The sequence below is a fragment of the Candidatus Brocadia sapporoensis genome, from assembly GCF_001753675.2.
GTDB classification, from domain to species: Bacteria; Planctomycetota; Brocadiia; order Brocadiales; family Brocadiaceae; genus Brocadia; species Brocadia sapporoensis.
In genome coordinates, this window is sequence record NZ_MJUW02000064.1 from 1 (window position 1) to 18,711 (window position 18,711).

General features: G+C 42.6%; 13 protein-coding genes. 8 read left to right on the forward strand and 5 right to left on the reverse strand.

Annotation, left to right across the window (positions count from 1 at the left end):
• Positions 1-195 precede the first annotated feature (195 nt).
• The 4 genes from BIY37_RS05400 (at position 196) to BIY37_RS05415 (ending at position 6,015) form a co-directional block, all read left to right on the forward strand.
• On the forward strand, positions 196-1,704 hold the full coding sequence (locus BIY37_RS05400) for a DUF2075 domain-containing protein (protein ID WP_230402445.1): 1,509 nt from the start codon (positions 196-198) through the stop codon (positions 1,702-1,704).
• A gap of 116 nt (positions 1,705-1,820) precedes the next feature.
• A complete protein-coding gene (locus tag BIY37_RS05405) occupies positions 1,821-3,194 on the forward strand; it encodes an AIPR family protein (protein WP_070066816.1) in 1,374 nt (457 codons plus the stop codon).
• A gap of 498 nt (positions 3,195-3,692) precedes the next feature.
• The gene (locus BIY37_RS05410) at positions 3,693-5,267 is read left to right on the forward strand and encodes a DUF2851 family protein (protein ID WP_070066817.1); all 1,575 of its coding nucleotides are present in this window, start codon (positions 3,693-3,695) and stop codon (positions 5,265-5,267) included.
• A gap of 88 nt (positions 5,268-5,355) precedes the next feature.
• Positions 5,356-6,015, forward strand: a complete 660-nt coding sequence (locus BIY37_RS05415; protein ID WP_070066828.1) for a lysophospholipid acyltransferase family protein — start codon at positions 5,356-5,358, stop codon at positions 6,013-6,015.
• Between the two features lie 286 nt (positions 6,016-6,301).
• Here BIY37_RS05415 and ppdK read toward each other — a convergent pair whose 3' ends face one another.
• The gene (gene ppdK / locus BIY37_RS05420) at positions 6,302-9,073 is read right to left on the reverse strand and encodes a pyruvate, phosphate dikinase (protein ID WP_070066818.1); all 2,772 of its coding nucleotides are present in this window, start codon (positions 9,071-9,073) and stop codon (positions 6,302-6,304) included.
• A 492-nt stretch (positions 9,074-9,565) separates the two neighbouring features.
• On the opposite strand from ppdK, the gene BIY37_RS05425 reads away from it, so the two are divergent.
• The 4 genes from BIY37_RS05425 (at position 9,566) to BIY37_RS05440 (ending at position 13,007) form a co-directional block, all read left to right on the forward strand.
• Positions 9,566-10,840, forward strand: coding sequence for an MFS transporter (locus tag BIY37_RS05425; protein ID WP_070066819.1), 1,275 nt, complete (start codon positions 9,566-9,568; stop codon positions 10,838-10,840).
• A 152-nt stretch (positions 10,841-10,992) separates the two neighbouring features.
• Complete coding sequence (locus BIY37_RS05430) at positions 10,993-11,574, forward strand: lysophospholipid acyltransferase family protein (protein WP_179129297.1); 582 nt, start codon at positions 10,993-10,995, stop codon at positions 11,572-11,574.
• Positions 11,575-11,746: 172 nt separating this feature from the next.
• Positions 11,747-12,535, forward strand: a complete 789-nt coding sequence (locus tag BIY37_RS05435; RefSeq protein WP_070066821.1) for an alpha/beta hydrolase — start codon at positions 11,747-11,749, stop codon at positions 12,533-12,535.
• A complete protein-coding gene (locus tag BIY37_RS05440) occupies positions 12,528-13,007 on the forward strand; it encodes a hypothetical protein (RefSeq protein WP_070066822.1) in 480 nt (159 codons plus the stop codon). Before BIY37_RS05435 ends, BIY37_RS05440 begins: the two co-directional genes overlap by 8 nt.
• 45 nt (positions 13,008-13,052) lie before the next feature.
• On the opposite strand, the gene BIY37_RS05445 is transcribed toward BIY37_RS05440, so the two are convergent.
• The 4 genes from BIY37_RS05445 to BIY37_RS05465 all read right to left on the reverse strand — a co-directional run bounded on the left by BIY37_RS05445 (position 13,053) and on the right by BIY37_RS05465 (position 18,069).
• Positions 13,053-13,448, reverse strand: coding sequence for a hypothetical protein (locus tag BIY37_RS05445; RefSeq protein ID WP_070066823.1), 396 nt, complete (start codon positions 13,446-13,448; stop codon positions 13,053-13,055).
• 412 nt (positions 13,449-13,860) lie between these two features.
• Entirely contained in the window at positions 13,861-16,548 is a 2,688-nt protein-coding gene (fdhF, locus tag BIY37_RS13880; RefSeq protein WP_080324876.1) for a formate dehydrogenase subunit alpha, read from the reverse strand.
• Positions 16,549-16,682: 134 nt separating this feature from the next.
• The gene (gene amrB, locus BIY37_RS05455; RefSeq protein ID WP_080324875.1) at positions 16,683-17,489 is read right to left on the reverse strand and encodes an AmmeMemoRadiSam system protein B; all 807 of its coding nucleotides are present in this window, start codon (positions 17,487-17,489) and stop codon (positions 16,683-16,685) included.
• A 247-nt stretch (positions 17,490-17,736) separates the two neighbouring features.
• Positions 17,737-18,069, reverse strand: a complete 333-nt coding sequence (locus BIY37_RS05465) for a hypothetical protein (protein WP_070066827.1) — start codon at positions 18,067-18,069, stop codon at positions 17,737-17,739.
• Between the last annotated feature and the right edge of the window lie 642 nt (positions 18,070-18,711).

Sequence of the window (18,711 nt, forward strand, 5' to 3'; positions counted from 1 at the left end):
GGTTATTAAAGTTTTCACACGTCTCCATTTTAACCAGTAAAATCGGGCATTTCAACCATCTTCACCTCTCTCAACAAAAAAATCACGCTTGGATAAGGATTAGTTGCAACAGAAGCAAGAAATTTATTAACCGAGATTTCTTTAACTCCGCACAATGACGATTTGATTTTTCCTATAAAGTCGAATAAGGATAATTTGCCTGATGCAATCAAGAATACATTATTGTTTTTTCATGGTAAAACAAAGATAAATGGAGATGAGTATGCGAAGGGAAGTTATTCTCCTACCCCAACAATTATAGAAGCAGCTGTTTCACTTTACAACAATCATTCAGTTGAAGAAATTACAAGAAATGATGCAAAAGCTATAAATCTGAGTAAAACAAGTTCGGCTATATCTGAAATAATTGATTATGCTAAATCCGGAAACAAGAAAGTAATTTGTTTTGTAACGGGTGTACCTGGCGCTGGAAAAACTTTAGTAGGATTAAAGGTAGCAACCTTACATTTAGATAATGAAAAAAGTAATACAAGTGTTTATTTATCTGGTAATGCTCCTTTAGTAGCAATTCTTCAAGAAGCTTTGACAAGAGACAAAGTTAATCGGGAAAGAGAACTTGGAAATAGAATGACTAAGTCAAAGGCGAAAGAAGGAGTAAAAGCATTCATACAAATAATTCACCATTATAGAGATGCTTATCTTGTTGACCCAAATCCACCTTATGACCATGTTGCGATTTTTGATGAAGCTCAAAGAGCTTGGAATAAAGAGCAGACCGTTAAATTCATGAGGCAAAAAAAGAATCAGATTAATTTTGATCATTCAGAACCAGAGTTTCTTATTTCTTGCCTTGATAGACATAAAGATTGGGCTGTTATCGTTTGTTTAGTTGGAGGTGGGCAAGAAATAAATACTGGAGAGGCAGGAATATCAGAATGGTTAAATGCCATTTACAATAAATTTACTGACTGGGAAGTTTGTATTTCACCAAGCCTAACTGACAGTGAATATGCGGCAACCGAATCCATCAGTAAACTTCAAGAAAGAGGGGTTACAAAATATAATAAAGATTTGCATCTCTCTGTTTCAATGAGGTCTTTCAGAGCAGAGAAAGTTTCTTTTTTTGTAAAATTACTTTTGGACTTGAACATAGATGAAGTAAGAGAAACGCTGTCGTCCATCTCAGAAAATTATCCTATTATTTTAACAAGAGATTTAGCAAAAGCAAAGGAATGGTTAAAACAAAAATCAAGAGGAACCGAACGATATGGAATAGTAGTTTCCTCCCAAGCCCAAAGATTAAAGCCACTTGCAATTGATGTTAAATCCCCAACGAATCCTGTCAATTGGTTTTTAGAGGGTAAAGATGATGTTCGTTCTTCGTATTATTTGGAAGATGTTGCAACGGAATTTCATGTTCAGGGCTTGGAATTGGATTGGGCTTGTGTTACTTGGGACGGTGATTTAAGATATTCTGAAAGCGGATGGGAAACTTTTTCTTTTGTCGGTAATAAATGGCAAAACATTCACAAGGAAGAAAGAAAAAGATATTTGATTAACGCCTACAGAGTATTGTTAACTAGAGCTCGACAAGGAATGGTAATCGTTCTCCCGGAAGGAAATGTTAAAGACCACACTAGAAAGCCAGAATACTACGACAAAACTTTCAACTATTTAAAAAGTATCGGTATCAAAACTCTTTAGCAGTTTCGAAATTCCCTTGTATTATTTCACCATCAGAAAACGACCAGTATCAATCTTATCTTGCTATCATTTCAGGGTCAGCACTAGCGACAATTTATGAAAGATACGGTTCGCGCTTGTTAGAACAAAATGTTCGTTCGTTTCTGCAATTTACTGGCAAGATTAATAAAGGTATGCGAAAAACCATAAATGAAGAACCACACATGTTTCTTGCTTTCAACAATGGAATTGCTGTGACTGCCGAAGAGATTGAAATTGCAAAATCAGGGGATGGAAAAGGATATCTTGTTTCAAAAGTTAAGGACTTTCAGATTGTGAACGGAGGACAGACAACAGCATCAATTTATCATACATTTAAAAAAGACAAGGCGAATATTTCAGGAGTATTTGTGCAGGTGAAATTGACCGTAGTAAAAAACAGAAACGATTTCAGCAAAATTGTTTCAAGAATATCAGAATATGCAAATACACAAAACAAGGTGTCTGTTTCTGATCTGAGTTCAAACATACCGTATCATATTGAACTGGAAAAATTATCACGTGGCATTTTCACACCACATGTAACAGGGCAGATTAATCAAACAAGATGGTTCTATGAAAGAGCAAGAGGTCAGTACAAGAATGCCAGAATTAAAGAAGGTTTCACCAAGGCTAAACAAAAAGCCTTTGACTTGAAGAATCCAAAAAAGCAAATGTTTAACAAGGAAGATTTGGCGAAGTATGTAAATGCATACCGGGAGATTTACGATGGAAATAAATTAAGAATCGGTCCTCATCTTGTAGTTCAGGGCAATCAGAAGAACTATGCTCAATTCCTGAATAACAACCTTATAGATAAACCTGACAATATATATTTTGAGGACATTGTTTCAAAAGCAATTCTATTCAGGACAGCAGAAAAGTTATATGGTGTGAAACCTAATGCTATTGGTGACCTTCGATACATAACGGTTCCTTATACCATTTCTTTGTTAAGTTATTTAACCGAATATAAATTAGATCTTTTTAAAATATGGACAAACCAATCCATATCAGAGGGACTTCAAAGTACTTTAAGAGATTTAATGCGCTTAGTTGAAAAATTCATTAAGGACTCTGCTCCAGGGGCTTTGTGCGGAGAGTGGGGAAAAAAGCAGGATTGTTGGATTGCAATGAAAGAGGAATTTAAAAATACCTCAATCCCAGTACCTCCCGATGATTTAATTAATCCGGAAACAAGGCCTCGGCGCAGGATAAGTGATACAGAAGTTGAAAATTCAAATTTTAAGGAAATAGAGGCAACAATTAAAAATATAAGTACACAAAAATGGAAAGTAATTTACCAATATTGCAAGGAGAACGACGAGATTCCGGATTATTTCACCAATGCTGTTCACAATCTCGGAAGAAAATTAAAGGAAGGTATTAGACCTACTTCTAAGGAAATACTTTTAGTAAATGAACTTTTGAATAAAATAATTTATAAAACTTCAATTTTTGATGAAGAGTGATCTGCAAATGAGGGGTATGGGGATTTGCTTACAAAAGAAAGAAGAAGAGTTTAGAAGGAATTAAACAAACCAAATTCATGTGGCAATACAGTTCTAGTACATCGCACATAATTTGCGAAACATTGCATTACAATGTATTTGTTTAAGCAATGGCAAATAGTAATTTGTTATGTATCGTAATTAATTTGTTGCTGTACTAGAATTATTATCTTCGGATTTAAGTCTTTTAAATAAGGAACAATTTATTGAATATTGCCCGCATCCTGCAAAACAATTAAGGTCAATCCATCTGGCAACAGTTATCCATCAGGGATTTTGAGTATAAAAGCAGATTGGTCAAAATAGAGGCTAGATGATGTATATTGTTTCAGATTTTAAAAATTGATTATTGATAAATATTAATTCTCGTTATGCACGGACAAACGGAGTTTGTCCGTGCCACCCAGAAAACTCTTTAAATAAAATGAAAATATTTATACAAGGCATTTAAAGTGTTCGATGCTTAACCTCGATAAATATCCCACAAATTATTTTTCACCTGTCTACCAACAGATTATAAACACCTTTTCAACCGATGAAGGGATGAACGGCAGTTCGTCCATGCGTGTCCTGGAAGGCGCAGAAAGGCAGATTAAAGAAGAACTGGTTCGATGCATCTGGTTTGGACAGCATATCAAAAAGGATATGCTTTTTACTGACGATGGTTCACGCCTCGAAGTTCTTTCGCCCGGATGGTGGAATTCAGAGGGAGGCCCCGATTTCAAACACGCTGAAATTCTCCTGGAAGGTAAGGGGCTTGTAAGGGGGAATGTCGAGGTTCATGTGTTTGCATCTGATTGGATACGACATCAGCATAATAAACAAGGTTCCTACGACACCGTATGCTTGCATGTCGTTATGTGGAATGACAATCATGGAGAATCTATCAAGAATTGTGGCGGTCGGTTAATTCCCCAATTAACGCTATCCAAATATTTAGGTGCCGAACTGGATGAATTGGTAGAAATGATTGACGTTGAATCCTATCTAAAAGGGGAAAAGGTTAATCCGGGACATTGTCAAACACAGATAGAAAGCCGGAAGATAAATGATCAGTGGCTAGGGCGTTTCCTCGATTATGCCGGCGATGAACGCATTCTTCAAAAGGCGAAAAGGTATGAACGATGGATAGAAAATAGCCCCTTTGAGCAAGTGCTTTATGAAGCAATTATGGAATCGCTGGGATATAAAAACAATAAGAAACCGTTCCTGACGTTGGCTTCTCGCACACCGCTTGAAGACATCCGGTATTTAATCCCTGAAGATGTATCTATTCAAAAGAAAAAGATAGATATGCAATCCCTACTCCTGGGTACGGCAGGTTTGCTGCCGCAGCAAAGAGATCTAAAACCAGATCGTGACAAAGAAGCTGCGGAATATATCAACGATATTGAACATACATGGAGTGAGATTCAAAAGAAAATTACCCAGGTTCCCATGACAAAAAGTGACTGGAGCTATGCGGGAATCAGACCAGCAAATTTCCCGGAAAGAAGGATTGCGGCTATAGCCAATGTCCTTTCGGAGTGTTCATCCCTCAGCATCTTCAGATACATCTTATCGGTATTTGAAAAGGTGGAAGGTTACAAAGAAGAGCGTAAAATTATGAAGAAGTTCCTTGAAGATATACAATCTCTCTTTCTTAATATTTACGACCCCTATTGGTCTTACCATTATACATGGCTTGGGAAAAAACTGACAAAACCCGTTAAATTACTTGGGAAAGAGAGGACTTCTAACATCCTCATTAATGTTATCATTCCCATCTTGCTTATGTATGTCAGAAGGCATAACAATCAAAACATGGAAAAGATATTACATCTTGTGTATAGAAATTATGTCCCTCTCCCTGATACCAGTGTAACGAATTTCATGTGTAATCGTATCTTCGGACAACCGGATGCATCAAAAAGAATTATTAATTCTGTCCGGCGGCAACAGGGTTTGTATCAAATCTTTAAGGATTTTTGTGAGAATGATAATATAAGCTGTAACAAATGTGCCTTGTATTTGTCTATGGTAAAAAGCTCATGATGCAGGAAGAACATTTGAAACTACAGATTGTGCAGATGACACAGATAAAAAATACGATCCGTCTGTAAAATTTGTGATTGCATACAAAGTGAAAATATTTAAATTCTTTATCGCAGGTATTTTGGGTGCCTGGCTTATCAGGTTGCTTGCCTCTACCGTCCGTATTTATGACGATCCAAAAGGATTTAATAAAAAGGCGAAAACCCGCCATGTCATATATACCTTCTGGCATTGTATGATGCTTATTCCGGCTTATGTTTGCCGGGACAGTAATATACAGGTACTTATTAGTCAACACTCTGATGGTGAGTATATCGCACAAGTTATAAAAAGACTCGGTTATGGTGCCATTCGGGGTTCAACAACAAGGGGTGGCAGAAGGGCAGTAAAGGCTATGATCGATAAAGTACGTGAAGGATATTCTGTGGCGATTACTCCGGACGGACCGCGAGGACCTCGATTCGTTGTGCAACCTGGAAGTATTTATCTCAGTCAAAAGACAGGGTTGCCCATTGTTCCCGCTGCGATTGGATTGTCCCGTTATTGGAAGCTTCCTAGCTGGGACGAATTTCGTATCCCAAAACCATTCTCCCGTGCATTAATCATGTATGGCGACCCCATTTACATTCCGCCTGATCTTACCGGGGAAGAAATGGAACACTATCGACTTTTGATAGAAAGGATTATGAAGGAAATGACAGAAAAAGCAGATATCTTAGTCCTGGGAAAAAAAAGGTGTTTGCGCTAATTACAGCAAATGCTTCTCCCCTACACGGTATGGAAAACATCGCTATTGTGGGGGATTTTTTAAAAAACTACATTGTTATCTACTTCTTTGTCTAATTTTTTTACTGCTCCTGCCTTTTATCTTTCCTTTTGCGAACAAAAGATTGCTTCATCGCTTCACTCATCGCAATGACAATTGTTTGTGTGTATCCATTTTATCAAAACGGAATACGAGCAAACAGCATTTTGAATGTTTGCAGAGAATTACCCTGGCTCTGATGCAGGGGGGAAGTCTCGGATTGTAACGATCAAACTGTTGCCCGCGATATAGGCTGCTGCAGCGATGCCTGCGCCGCTGCGAGCCTTGCAATGGGAACACGAAACGGGGAGCAGCTAACATAGTTCATTCCCACGGCATGACAAAACGAAATAGTCTGCGGATCGCCCCCATGCTCACCACAAATCCCAACCTTGAGTTGTGGACGCGTGCTTCTTCCTTTTTTAATACCGATTTCTACCAATTGACCGGTGCCCTCACGGTCAATTACCTGAAATGGATCCTTTTCAAGAATACCTTTTTCAAGATATTCAGGCACGAAAGAACCAACATCATCGCGACTAAAACCAAAGGTCGTCTGCGTTAGATCATTGGTGCCAAAGGAAAAGAATTCAGCCTGTTTCGCGATCTTATCAGCGGTGAGGGCTGCGCGGGGCAGTTCAATCATGGTGCCAATCATATATTCAATCTGCACATTTTTCTTCTGCATTACGTCTTTAGCAATTCTGTGAACACCATCTTTGAGCAGATTAAACTCTTGTTCCGTGCTGATAATGGGCAACATAATCTCCGGATACACGATAACGCCTTTTTTCTTCACATTGCAGGCAGCTTCAATGATTGCATGGATCTGCATATCATAGATCTCCGGATACGTAATGCCCAGCCTGCAACCACGGAGTCCCAGCATGGGATTCAATTCATGAAGGGCGGATACCTTTTCCTCCACCTCCTTAAGGCTGATCTTCATTTGCTTTGCCATTTCTTTCTGGCTATGCTTTTCCTGCGGCAAAAATTCATGAAGTGGCGGGTCGAGGAGTCGTATTGTTACCGGAAGGCCATTCATCGTGGTAAATATCTGTTCAAAATCACGACGCTGCATCGGAAGCAACTTCTTCAGGGCGGAAGTGTACAAATTCATCGGGCCTTTGAGCTCCTTCCTGGCGTGCATCAATTCTTTTTTAATCTTATCCTTTTTGTTATTTGTGTCCTTTTGCAGTTCCTTTTCAAGTCCGGCAATCTTTGTCTTCAATATTTTTACGTCCGGCGCAGAGAGGATCACCTGCCGTACTGAGTCAATCCTGTTTTCCCCAAAGAACATATGCTCCGTCCGGCAGAGCCCGATACCTTCAGCACCCAATTCCCGCGCTTTTTTTGCATCTGCCGGCGTGTCGGCGTTAGTCCTGATTTTTAGTTTGCGTACTTCATCAGCCCATTGCATAAGGGTAGCAAAATCTCCACTGAGCCCTGGTTCAACGGTAGGAACCATTCCCAACATCACTTCACCGGTACTGCCATCGATCGAGATATAATCACCTTTTTTAACTACTTTGCCATTTACCTTGAAGGTCTGGCTTTTATAATCTACCAGTAACGCGCCACACCCTGCCACACAACACTTACCCATTCCCCTTGCCACCACAGCCGCATGAGACGTCATGCCACCGCGTGTTGTCAGAATGCCTTTGGAAACGTGCATCCCTCCGATATCCTCCGGGGATGTTTCTTTTCTTACAAGAACAACCTTTTCTTTCTTATCCAGAGCCCATTTCTCAGCGTCTTCAGCATTAAATACCACCTTCCCTGTTGCCGCGCCCGGAGAAGCCGGAAGTCCGGTAGCAATAATCTCCTTTTTTGCCCTGGGGTCAAAGGTTGGATGCAACAACTGATCAAGCTCGCTGGGGTTGATACGCACAATGGCAGTCTTTTTGTCAATCAGCCCTTCTTTGACCATATCCACCGCAATCTTAACTGCCGCCTGGGTAGTGCGTTTCCCCGTTCTTGTCTGCAACATAAACAACCGGTTTTCCTGGATGGTAAATTCTATATCCTGGACGTCTTTAAAATGATTTTCCAGGGTATTTTTATAGGTCACAAGCTGCTTATAAACTGCAGGCATCTCTTTTTCGAGATTCGCAATTGGCTCTGGCGTGCGGATGCCGGCAACAACATCCTCGCCCTGAGCATTAATGAGGAATTCACCGTAGAATTTGTTTTCGCCCGTTGAAGGATTCCTGGTAAAGCATACCCCGGTGGCGGAATGATCTCCCATATTTCCAAAGACCATGGCCTGAATATTGACGGCGGTTCCAAGGAGACCTTTAATTTCATAGAGTTGACGGTATTTAACTGCCCGCGGATTATTCCACGATGCAAATACGGCGTCGATTGCCTTCCGGAGTTGTATCTTTGGATCAGTTGGAAAGTCTTCACGGGTCTTTTTTTTATAAACAGATTTAAACGCTTCGACAATTTTTTTTAACTGCTCAGACGTCAGTTCGGTATCGCTTTTTGCCCGTACCTTCTTTTTACAGGCATCAAGAATCTCTTCAAAATAATGACGCTCGATGCCCATAACAACATCGCCAAACATGGTAATAAACCGCCGGTAAGCATCTAATACAAAACGTTCATTGCCGGTTTTTTTGATGAGTCCGGCAACGGCTTCCGGGGTTAATCCCAGATTTAAAACCGTATCCATCATGCCGGGCATAGACGCAGCCGCGCCGCTCCGGACAGAAACCAATAAAGGATTGTTTGGATCCCCTAATTTCGCCCCCATAAGTTTCTCCAGACGGGAGAGATTCTGTTCTATTTCTTTGGCGAGACCGTTGGGGTACTGTTTATTGTTCCTGTAATACACATCGCAAACCTCTGTTGTTATAGTAAACCCGGGAGGAACGGGAATACCAAGATTGGTCATTTCTGCAAGATTGGCTCCCTTGCCGCCAAGCAGGTGCTTCATGTCAGATCTTCCGTCTGCAGAGCCATTGCCAAAAAAATAGACATACTTGGGTGACATCCAGTTACTCCTTTCTACAGTATAATATCAATACACATGAAGGGGATGATTTATATGATTAGAATCAAAGATAGAAAAGGTTTCATATGCTATCAAAAAAGAAGCCTGCAATCAAGAAAATTCATGGTAAACACCGTTAGTTTGTACTCGATAGCAGTGGCGAAGCGTGTGTTTTCGAAGAGCAAACCTGACACTCCTGATTGAAACAAGTATTTTTTCCCTACAGAGCCTGGATTTGAAAGAAGTTAACGACACGCAAACTTAAATGAAATCAAATGTTATATGAAAATGTGAAAAAATATGATATTATGTGAGACGTAGCAAATAAGTATACATGTAAGTTCCCGTGCCGGGACGACAGCCCGAAGCAATCCCCCGTGCCTGGATTACCTAGCGGAGTTTACGCTGAGCAATGCGAATGTACTCGCAAGGATAACTTCTTTTTGCTTTCACAATAGAAGACGACGAAGCCGTAACCCAAAAAGGCGCTGGATGCCGGATAACAAATTCAAAAAAACGATGGAAAATCCTGTTAAGATAACTGAAATCCTCAGAAATCAGAATTTTTTAAAACTCTGGATCGGTCAGATCGTATCCGCACTTGGTGACCGGTTCCACCAAATGGCATTACTGGGATTAATCATGAAAAAAGGGGGAAATGTTGGTGAAGAGTTATCAAAAATTACCTTTTGGAGCGTCCTCCCCTTTTTCTTGTTTAGCCTTGTTTCCGGCGTGCTTTCAGACCGGTGGTCAAGGAAGAGCATTATAATAGGTTCTGATATAGCAAGGGCCCTTTTGGTGTGCGCCATTCCCTTCGTTATTGGGAGCCCTGGCTCTATTCATGCTGCCTACCCGTTTATTTTTACTATTGGTATTTTTACCTGCCTCTTCTCGCCGGCAAAGTTTTCCATTATTCCTGATCTTGTGAAAAACCGCCAACTTCTGGTTGCAAATTCTCTGATTGCCTCTTCAGCGCTTCTAAGCGTTTTGGCCGGTACGGCTGCAGGCGGTATTATTTTCGATTCTCTGGGATTTAAGGCGTCCATGTTCCTGAATGCCTTTGCCTATCTTTTTTCTGCAGGCACTATCTGGAAGTTGCGGACAAAAGAGACTATCCACACTAAAATAAAAGGCATAGTCGATGTATTCGCGGATATCAGAGAAGGTATGAAATATATTTTCCATGAGGCAAGGGTGATAATACTTATTTCTTTTGGTGCAATTTTCTGGTTTATTGCAATCGGTTTTTATGTGATAATCTCCGATTTTGCAGGAAAGGTGTGGGGTTTTACTGCATTAACCCCTCTCGGTCTGATTTTTACATTACTCGGCGGTGGTCTTCTTGGTGGCTCTCTCCTGGCGGGTAAGTACGGGAACCGGATACAGAGGAATACGCTGTATACGGGTAGTATCTGGATGCTGGCCTTCGGCATCATAGCCTTCTCTTCGTTTCAATCGTATACCGTGGCCTTATGCATTATCTTTTTTATAGGGATTGCAGGGGGTGCGTTTCTTACCCCTATCAATGCGGATATTCAGGAGATTGCGCCTGACGGGTTAAGGGGAAGGTCATTTGCCTGTAAGGACATTTTTATGAATGCCGCAATGGTGGCGCCTATACTGCTTATGGGTAAATTAACAACCTTCATTGCGATCCGAAAATTGATATTGTATTTGGGAGTGGGAGTCTTTTTGGCCGGCATCTTCGTGGCGTGGAAGAGTATCGGACTCAATACAATCCGGGAACATGCGATGAAAGATGCATAATCACAGTTGCACCGCTCCGCTTTTCAATTATGAAAAACGAAACAGGAAAAGTACACTATACAAATGGGATGTCTTTCTATGCTAAGTATCCCCGCCTTCTTGGATTTTTGAATAATTGTTTCTTCTTTGTGCTCAGGGTGATTGGCCTTGTTTTGTTGAAAATTTTTTTTCAAATCCAGGCTCAGCATAAAGGATGTATCCCCAGGAAAGGTCCCCTCATTGTTGCCGCGAATCATTTCAGTTACATGGACCCCGTAGCGCTTCAAGCAATGTTTCCCAGACGAATAGCCTTTATGATGACGGAACGCTACTACGAGGGCAGAGGGAAATTGCTTTTTCAGATATTGCACTGTATCTGTGTTAAGGAGAAAGGTTCAAACACAACGGCACTTAGGCAGGGTTTGGAGGTGCTGAAAAAAAGCGACGTTTTAGGCATCTTCCCGGAGGGAGGCGTGAGCCGGGAGGGTCAGCTACAGCAGGGAAACCCGGGCATCGGTTTCCTTGCCATAAAGAGTGGCGCACCCGTCATCCCCGCATTTATCTCCGGTACTTATAAGGCATTGCCAAAGGGCGCGAAGATACCAAAAATTTCCCGGATTAAAATAATTTTTGGTAAACCGTTAATTTTTCAGCAGGTTGGCGAACGTGAGAAAAAGAAGGGGATGGAGGAGATTACACAAACGATTATGGAACATATTGAAAAACTGCCTTTTTTCGACAGGCAAACAGAATAAATTTATTGCATAGGAATTTTCATTTTATTTAAACGAGTTACAGGGTGGCACTGGCAAACGTTGTTTATCAGTGTAATATATTCCAATATCCGTGTGTATATTCAAACACCATGGACAAACAAGCTTGTCCATGCCACCCTGTAACCGAAGACATCATTAGTGGAATTCTCTCATGATCACGTTGCATAAAGAAATACTCAGCGACCTGTCTCTCTATGGCCAAGAATTTATGCTGGGCTATGGGAGCACCGCATGTCTCCTTATCCATGGTTTTGGCTGTGGACCAATTCAGATGCGTGAGCTTGCTGAAAATTTATGCAGATGGGGCTTTACCGCCAGGGGCATACTTTTACCTGGACATTGCAAAAACATGGGTGGATATTCGTCGACTGCGCATCATGACTGGATTGCAAAGGTAGAGACTGAATATCGTCAGTTAAAAAAGATATACCGGCGGGTTATTGTTGTCGGGTTTTCCCTCGGCGCACTTTTGACCTTGCAATTGTCAATGCAGTATTCCCCGGAGAAAATAATCCTCATGGGTACCCCTCTGTATTTGGTCCGGAAGTATCTGCCCATACCTTCAGTAATCAGAATATGCAGAAATTTTATCAAAAGGGTAAAAACCTGGAAGCGGGTGTGTTATATGGAATCGGAGGGATACACCGGTTACCTGCACCAGCCTGCCGATACCCATTTTTCAATCCCCGCATTATATGGGTTCACCGAGATCCTGAGCACCGTTAATGTCGGACTGCAGGAGGTAAAGTCACCTGCACTGGTTATCCACTCTAAAAAAGACCTTCTTGCTGCCCCCGAGAGTGCACAACACGTGATGAGACATCTTGGTTCTGATTACAAAAGGCTGGTTTGGCTTGAAAGAAGTCATCACCTGGTGATGTACGACAAGGAAAAAGACAGGGTTTTCGGAGCGATAAAAGAATTTATAACGGATGTCTGATCCGGGTGAGCTTGCCGCCAGTTTTTTACACCTGGCGATGATCGAGCCAGCCGGCCATTGCGTATATCTCAATGCGAACGGACTCGGGCTAATTCGGCCTGCCAAACGTATGCACCACGATCATAAAAAGCTTAAGCGCCCAGGGCATCCACGGTCTGGCGAGCCACAACGTTCTGATGCTGCCATACATGCCCATACTTGCGCATCAGAAGACTGGTATCCAGGGAAAGATCGCCGGGAGGGTATCCCCGGTGTCAAGTTATGTCCTCGGTTGCAGGGTGGCATAGACAAACTTGTTTGTCCATGTCACTCTATAACCCGCTTAAATAAATTGAAATTACGGTCGTTCATCCCAAAGGCACCAGCCCAGCCTTCAATGACGCCTGACACGATTGTAATCGGGAAAGCGCTGACTCGCTCGTGCATCTCTCTCTTCTTCAGTCCTGCACACGTACTGTTGTTCAGCGCCTAAGCTCACCGGCTCGTAAAAACGTCCGGCGGGGCGCCTTGTTGGCATTTAGAGCACGATTTGTACCTGCCGGCTTCTTCTGATAACACGCTGTCCCGTTGAGTTGTTGATTAGTGTAAAACGAGCACGGATCTCGTCTGCACCGTTCGTATCCTCGTTCAGCAGATCGATGCTTACCGTGCTCGTAAAAACGTTATCAGCGTTAATAAGATTAAGTGGGTTGTTGAATGTCCTAGATAAAGGAAAGGTGAAGAGAACCTCGTCTGATAACTCCCCGGGATCATCCGCTATCAGAACACAGCGAAGGGTGAAGCCAGGGTTTCCCGGTATCGCAAGGGCAGCAAGTTCAAAGGGCGTTAAGATGACGCGGCATCCAGCAACGCAATCTACAGTGCCGTTCGCGACGTTCTGATTTAACGTCAGCACTCTGTTTGTGATGTTCACGGTAATCTCTCCATTTCGGGCGCCTATTGTGTTCGAATTGGACATTCATGATATAGGCGGCACTCAAGTAGTCCAATATGGATAAAGAAGGCTACTCAAGGAATTTGATTCCCTTTGTAGCTTTTTCGCAATAATTGAGTTTTTTGAAAAAGGTAGCGTAGCTTCTTTGTGGTAGACCGGTGCGGAGGACTTTGTCGTGAGCTCCGTCGAACGGTAAACCATCCGCGCTACATATTTTATTTCGTGACAATTGTATAGAAAGTATGAATTTTTCAAAAAGCTAAAATGTTACGTCTTCTCTACATTGCTCGTAAACACTCAGGGGTAGACGTTCTCTCTATTTCAGTTAAAATTATAACCGCCTCCTGGATGTATTTATCCATGTTCAACCGGGGTCTTTTGCAAAATCAGTTTATATCTTTTCGATCTTTGCTCCACAGACCTTGTATTCGGCCGTCTGGGTGATATTGTCGTAGGCGTCCTTTGTCAGCTTATTTACAGCAGCCTCTGCAAAATGCATAGGTATCCAGATAACACCTCGTTTCACCTTATCAGAGACCTCTGCACGGGCGGTTATCTCACCACGACGTGATGCAATCCTTACCATTTCACCATCAAAAATACCCAGTTCCTTTGCATCTGCCTCATGTACTTCAACGAAACAGTCGTTCGTTTTATGGATAATGCCTGCCGACCGGCGGGTCATCGTACCTGCTCCGTAATGATATAGAGTACGCCCTGTTGTTAATAATAACGGATACTCTTTGTCCGGACTCTCTGCAGGCGCCCGGTAAGGCAACACAAAGAACTTTCCAAGACCACGTGGGAATTTACCTTCGTGCAGAAATTTCGTGCCTGGATGTTTCACATCCGGACATGGCCATTGAATGCCATTATTTTCGATTCTTGCATAATTAATGCCTGCGAGCATGGGGGTAAGGCTGGCAATCTCATCCCAAACCTCTTTGGGAGACGGATAATCCATTTTATAACCCATGCGAGTAGAGATTTCACAAGTAATTTGCCAGTCTGGTTTCGTGTTTCCAATAGGGTTGATCGCCTTGCGCACACGTTGTACGCGCCGTTCCGTGTTGGTAAAGGTACCGTCCTTTTCAGCAAAACTGGCAGCAGGCAGGATGACATCCGCATACTTTGCCGTTTCTGACATGAAGATGTCCTGCACCACCAGAAATTCAAGATTCTCCAATCCCTTAATGGTGTAATCCTGATTCGGCTCACTGATGACCGGGTCTTCTCCGATTACGTACAACGCCTTAAACTGGTTCTTGTTCATCCGCTCAAACATGGTTGGCGCCGTTGCCCCGGGGGTTCTTGACAATTTAACGCCCCATGCCTTTTCAAACTTCTCCATAACCGCATTGTCAGTAATGTCCTGGTAGCCGGTCATTTTGTTGGGTATACACATATCGGTAGCGCCTTGCACGTTATTCTGCCCGCGGATGGGATTGACGCCAGTGCTGGATTTCCCGATGTGACCGGTCAATAGGGCAAGGTTAGCAATGGTTCTGACATTATCTGTGCCGCAGGTATGTTCGGTAATTCCCAGGGTGTAATAGATAGCCGATTTCTCTGATTTTGCGTACAGCCGGGCAGCTTCGCGAATATCTTCAGCGGGAATGCCGGTATATTCTGCGGCCTTTTCAGGGGTAATATCCTTGAGGAATTCCTTAAGTTCCTCATAACCTTCCGTGCGCATCTTAATAAACTCTTTATTTTCCAGCCCCTCGGCAATGATCACATGTGCCATTGCATTAAGAAGCCAGTTGTCTGAACCAGGCTTGACAGGGAGATACAACTTCGCATGCTGTGAAAACCAAATTTGGCGCGGATCGGCTACGATAAACGTACATCCGCTACGGAGCGCCTTTTTCATTTCCAATCCTACAATCGGGTGTGCTTCCGTGGGATTGCCACCGATCAGGAAGATGAGTTTGCAATCCTTGATTTCGCTTATGGAATTGGTCATTGAACCACTACCAAATGACATCGCCAGACCGGCGACGGAAGGCGCGTGTCAAGTCCGGGCACACTGGTCTACGTTGTTCGTGCCAATTGCAGCCCGCGCAAATTTCATCGCCAGGTAGTTTTCTTCATTCGTGCACCGGGAAGAACTCATCACGCCAATGTCATCCTGTCCATATTTTGCCTTTATCTCGTTCAATCTGGAGGCAACAAAGTCCAATGCTTCATTCCATGTCGCCTCTTCGAATTTTCCATTCCTTTTTATGAGAGGCTGTTTTAATCGGTCCGGGTGATGGATAAAGTCGTATCCAAAACGTCCTTTTACGCATAAGTTACCGTCGTTGGGAATAGAACCGGTCTTTGAGGTTACCTTGATGACTTCCTTCCCCTTCACATTTAAATACATCGTACAGCCTACGCCGCAGTATGCGCAGGTGGTTTTTATCTGCTTCAACTCCCAATCCCGGGCCTTTCCAACGGCCTGTTTTTCCACTAATGATCCCACCGGACAGGTTGATACACACTGACCGCAAAGGACACAGGTCGTCTCACGCCGTTGCTTTCCAAAGGGTAAACCGGTTTCTGTCGTAAATCCACGGTGCTTAAAACCAATCGCATAATCTTGTTGCACTTCGGCACAGATACGGACACAGCGGCCACACAGGATACACTTGCTGGTGTCCTGTTGGATGGCAGGGTTTTCATCTTCAGTGACGCCGCCATCGGGTTCTTCAAAGAACCTGCTGTCCCTCACCTGATACTCGTATGCAAGGTTCTGTAACGCACAGGCGCCACATTTATCACAGGTCAAACAATCCTTGGGATGATCAGAAAGGATCAGCTCTAAAACCGTCTTTCGTGTATTTAAAACTTTCTCTGAATTTGTGCAGATCACCATTCCGTCAGTTGCCTCGGTGCTGCAAGAAGTGATGAGCGCGCTCGAATTACCCCGTTCGACCTCTACCATGCAGACACGGCATGCTGCGAAGGGTTCAAGACGCGGATCGTGACAAAGGGTTGGAATTTGAATGCCAATGGAGTTAGCCGCCTGTAAAATTGTCTTACCTTTATTTACTTCTACCGTCTTGCCGTCAATCGTTAATGTAATTTTTGGAATCATTACCATAGGATATATTCTCCTTGCATAGACAAACCGTGAAAAAAATCGTTATCAACCTTCTGCGTTAACGAATTTCAGTCTTTGGAGTCCTCTCTAAAAAGAGGAGCCATGAAATCATTGCCATAGACAACCTAATTTATCATAATTCCTGCATATCCAACGACTTGATCAAAATTGCCGGCAACATCACCACTGGTTTCATACCGCACAAGTTCAGCCTTTTTTGCCCCCCGTTCCTTTGAACATACCAGCAGGGTAATTGCCGGATAAATACCGCACATCGTAATGTGCATTTCGCGTACCTTACGGTACAAGGCGTCCTCATCAAGGGCTAAAATCTCGCCTATAGCAATTCTATCCTTTCGGTTGGCTGATGCCTGCGATTCATGATGCGTCATATCGGAAGAGGCTACCACAAGGGCATTCGGGCGTAGTTTCTGTAATACCTGGGACAAATGTTTTCCAATATTTTTAAGGTCTGCGATATTCTGTGCAGAGATAACCATCACAACAATTTCAGCGCGGGGATTAAAATATTGAATAAAAGGCAACTGTACCTCGGCAGCGTGCTCATACAAATGTGCCTCCTGGTCTTTTTCAAGAAGATTGCATGTGTTGATTAACGCTTCAACAACCTCCTCATCAATCTTCACATCTCCCATAGGGGTGCGCCACTTTCCGTCGGGCCAAACAGAATACGGCACTCCATAACCGGTATGATTGGGAGCCAAAATAACCACGGTATCGGGGATTGTAATTCTTGAATAAAGAGTTCCTGCTACACGCCCTGAATATATATATCCGGCATGCGGAGAAATTATGCCAAGAACGATCTGCTTGTCACAATCCTTGATCACAAAACCCTCTACGTCGCTTTTCAACTGGGTTGTGTTACTGCTGTAAAAACTACCTGCTACAGTTGGTTGTCGTATGATCATTACACTACACGATTGAAACAGGCCAGAAAAAAGTCACATAAAAAAGTAGTTTAACATGATGTTCTGAAACAGTCAAACTTCTTTTCCCGTAGGATGTTACTATTTTAAAAATGAACATTTTAAAATAGTAACATCCTGTATCAAGTGAGCCGTTGGTTTGCATCTTGTTTTTAATTATGATGGCCATTTCCCTTCCTTTATTGTTATTACAAAAGGCAATATTTCAGACGTGAAAGTGGCGCATCTGTTATCCTTTGATCCTGGCGCCATTGTGGTAGACGATAGAGGCTATAATGATTACCGCCTTTTTGGCAAGTGAACGGACCAATGCGTCTCTTTTGCCACTTGGATGAAGAATAATACCCGATACGAGGGTGTCAAAGAACAGGAAATTTCCAAGAACGGTCATATTCTCAAAGACGAGGTTATTCACCTTACGGGAACGAAAGCCAATGCAAGGCATCTCCACCCTCTCCGGTGGATAGGGGTCTGTAACCCTGAGAAAGACGAATTCGAGCATGGAATTATGCCGATGGGAAAAGGCTTTGGCTCTGAGATAAAACGGAACCGATGCCAACATTGCAACATCGCTCCTTTTGGGCGGTCCGCAATATTGCAACCTTGCTTTCTCAGTCTTTTTTACGAAGGGTTTCGGGCTGCACGTATCATCTACGGCGAGAAGACCGTCTTTCGTTGAGAGTAGTGGTTTTTTGTTTTTGAATGATTTCTTGTCTAGTGCGTTTCGTTGCCAGGATATCCCATTTTAAGTCTGAGAAAAAATATCAAAATTTCTGACAATCGGTATGAGTGGCTTTTGCCATTGCATTAAGGGGGTTTCTTTTGTAGTCTTTAAACATGGCAGAGATGACCAGCGTAAACAGGGTTATTCGTTTGTTGTTGAAGCGCGAGGAGAAGTGTGTGAGGAATTTATTTAACAAAGAGATATGTACACCGAAAACACCCAAATCCTCTGTTCCTGACGTTGATTGACAGAGAAGTTAACAAGTACAATTCATAGCAGGAGTAAAGGAATAAGTCCGGTATAAAAAGATCGCGATGCATTGATTTGTAGTAAGTTGAGTTGGATCTATAAATGCTTTTTCGTAAATGTTTTTTAACAAAGTAATGGTCGTGATTATTTTGTTGTCATGATGTTAGTTATATAACACCTAAATCCTGCAAACAAGGCGAAGCCTTGTTGCAGGATTAGGCCAGAAATGGT

What these genes read in the sequence shown, in the direction of transcription:
- BIY37_RS05440 (WP_070066822.1), top strand. Translation starts at nt 12,528, where the DNA reads ATGTCTGATCCGGGTGAGCTTGCCGCCAGTTTTTTACACCTGGCGATG.
- BIY37_RS05425 (WP_070066819.1), top strand. Translation starts at nt 9,566, where the DNA reads ATGCCGGATAACAAATTCAAAAAAACGATGGAAAATCCTGTTAAGATA.
- BIY37_RS05465 (WP_070066827.1), bottom strand. Translation starts at nt 18,069, where the DNA reads ATGTTGGCATCGGTTCCGTTTTATCTCAGAGCCAAAGCCTTTTCCCAT.
- ppdK (WP_070066818.1), bottom strand. Translation starts at nt 9,073, where the DNA reads ATGTCACCCAAGTATGTCTATTTTTTTGGCAATGGCTCTGCAGACGGA.
- BIY37_RS05435 (WP_070066821.1), top strand. Translation starts at nt 11,747, where the DNA reads ATGATCACGTTGCATAAAGAAATACTCAGCGACCTGTCTCTCTATGGC.
- amrB (WP_080324875.1), bottom strand. Translation starts at nt 17,489, where the DNA reads ATGATCATACGACAACCAACTGTAGCAGGTAGTTTTTACAGCAGTAAC.
- BIY37_RS05410 (WP_070066817.1), top strand. Translation starts at nt 3,693, where the DNA reads ATGCTTAACCTCGATAAATATCCCACAAATTATTTTTCACCTGTCTAC.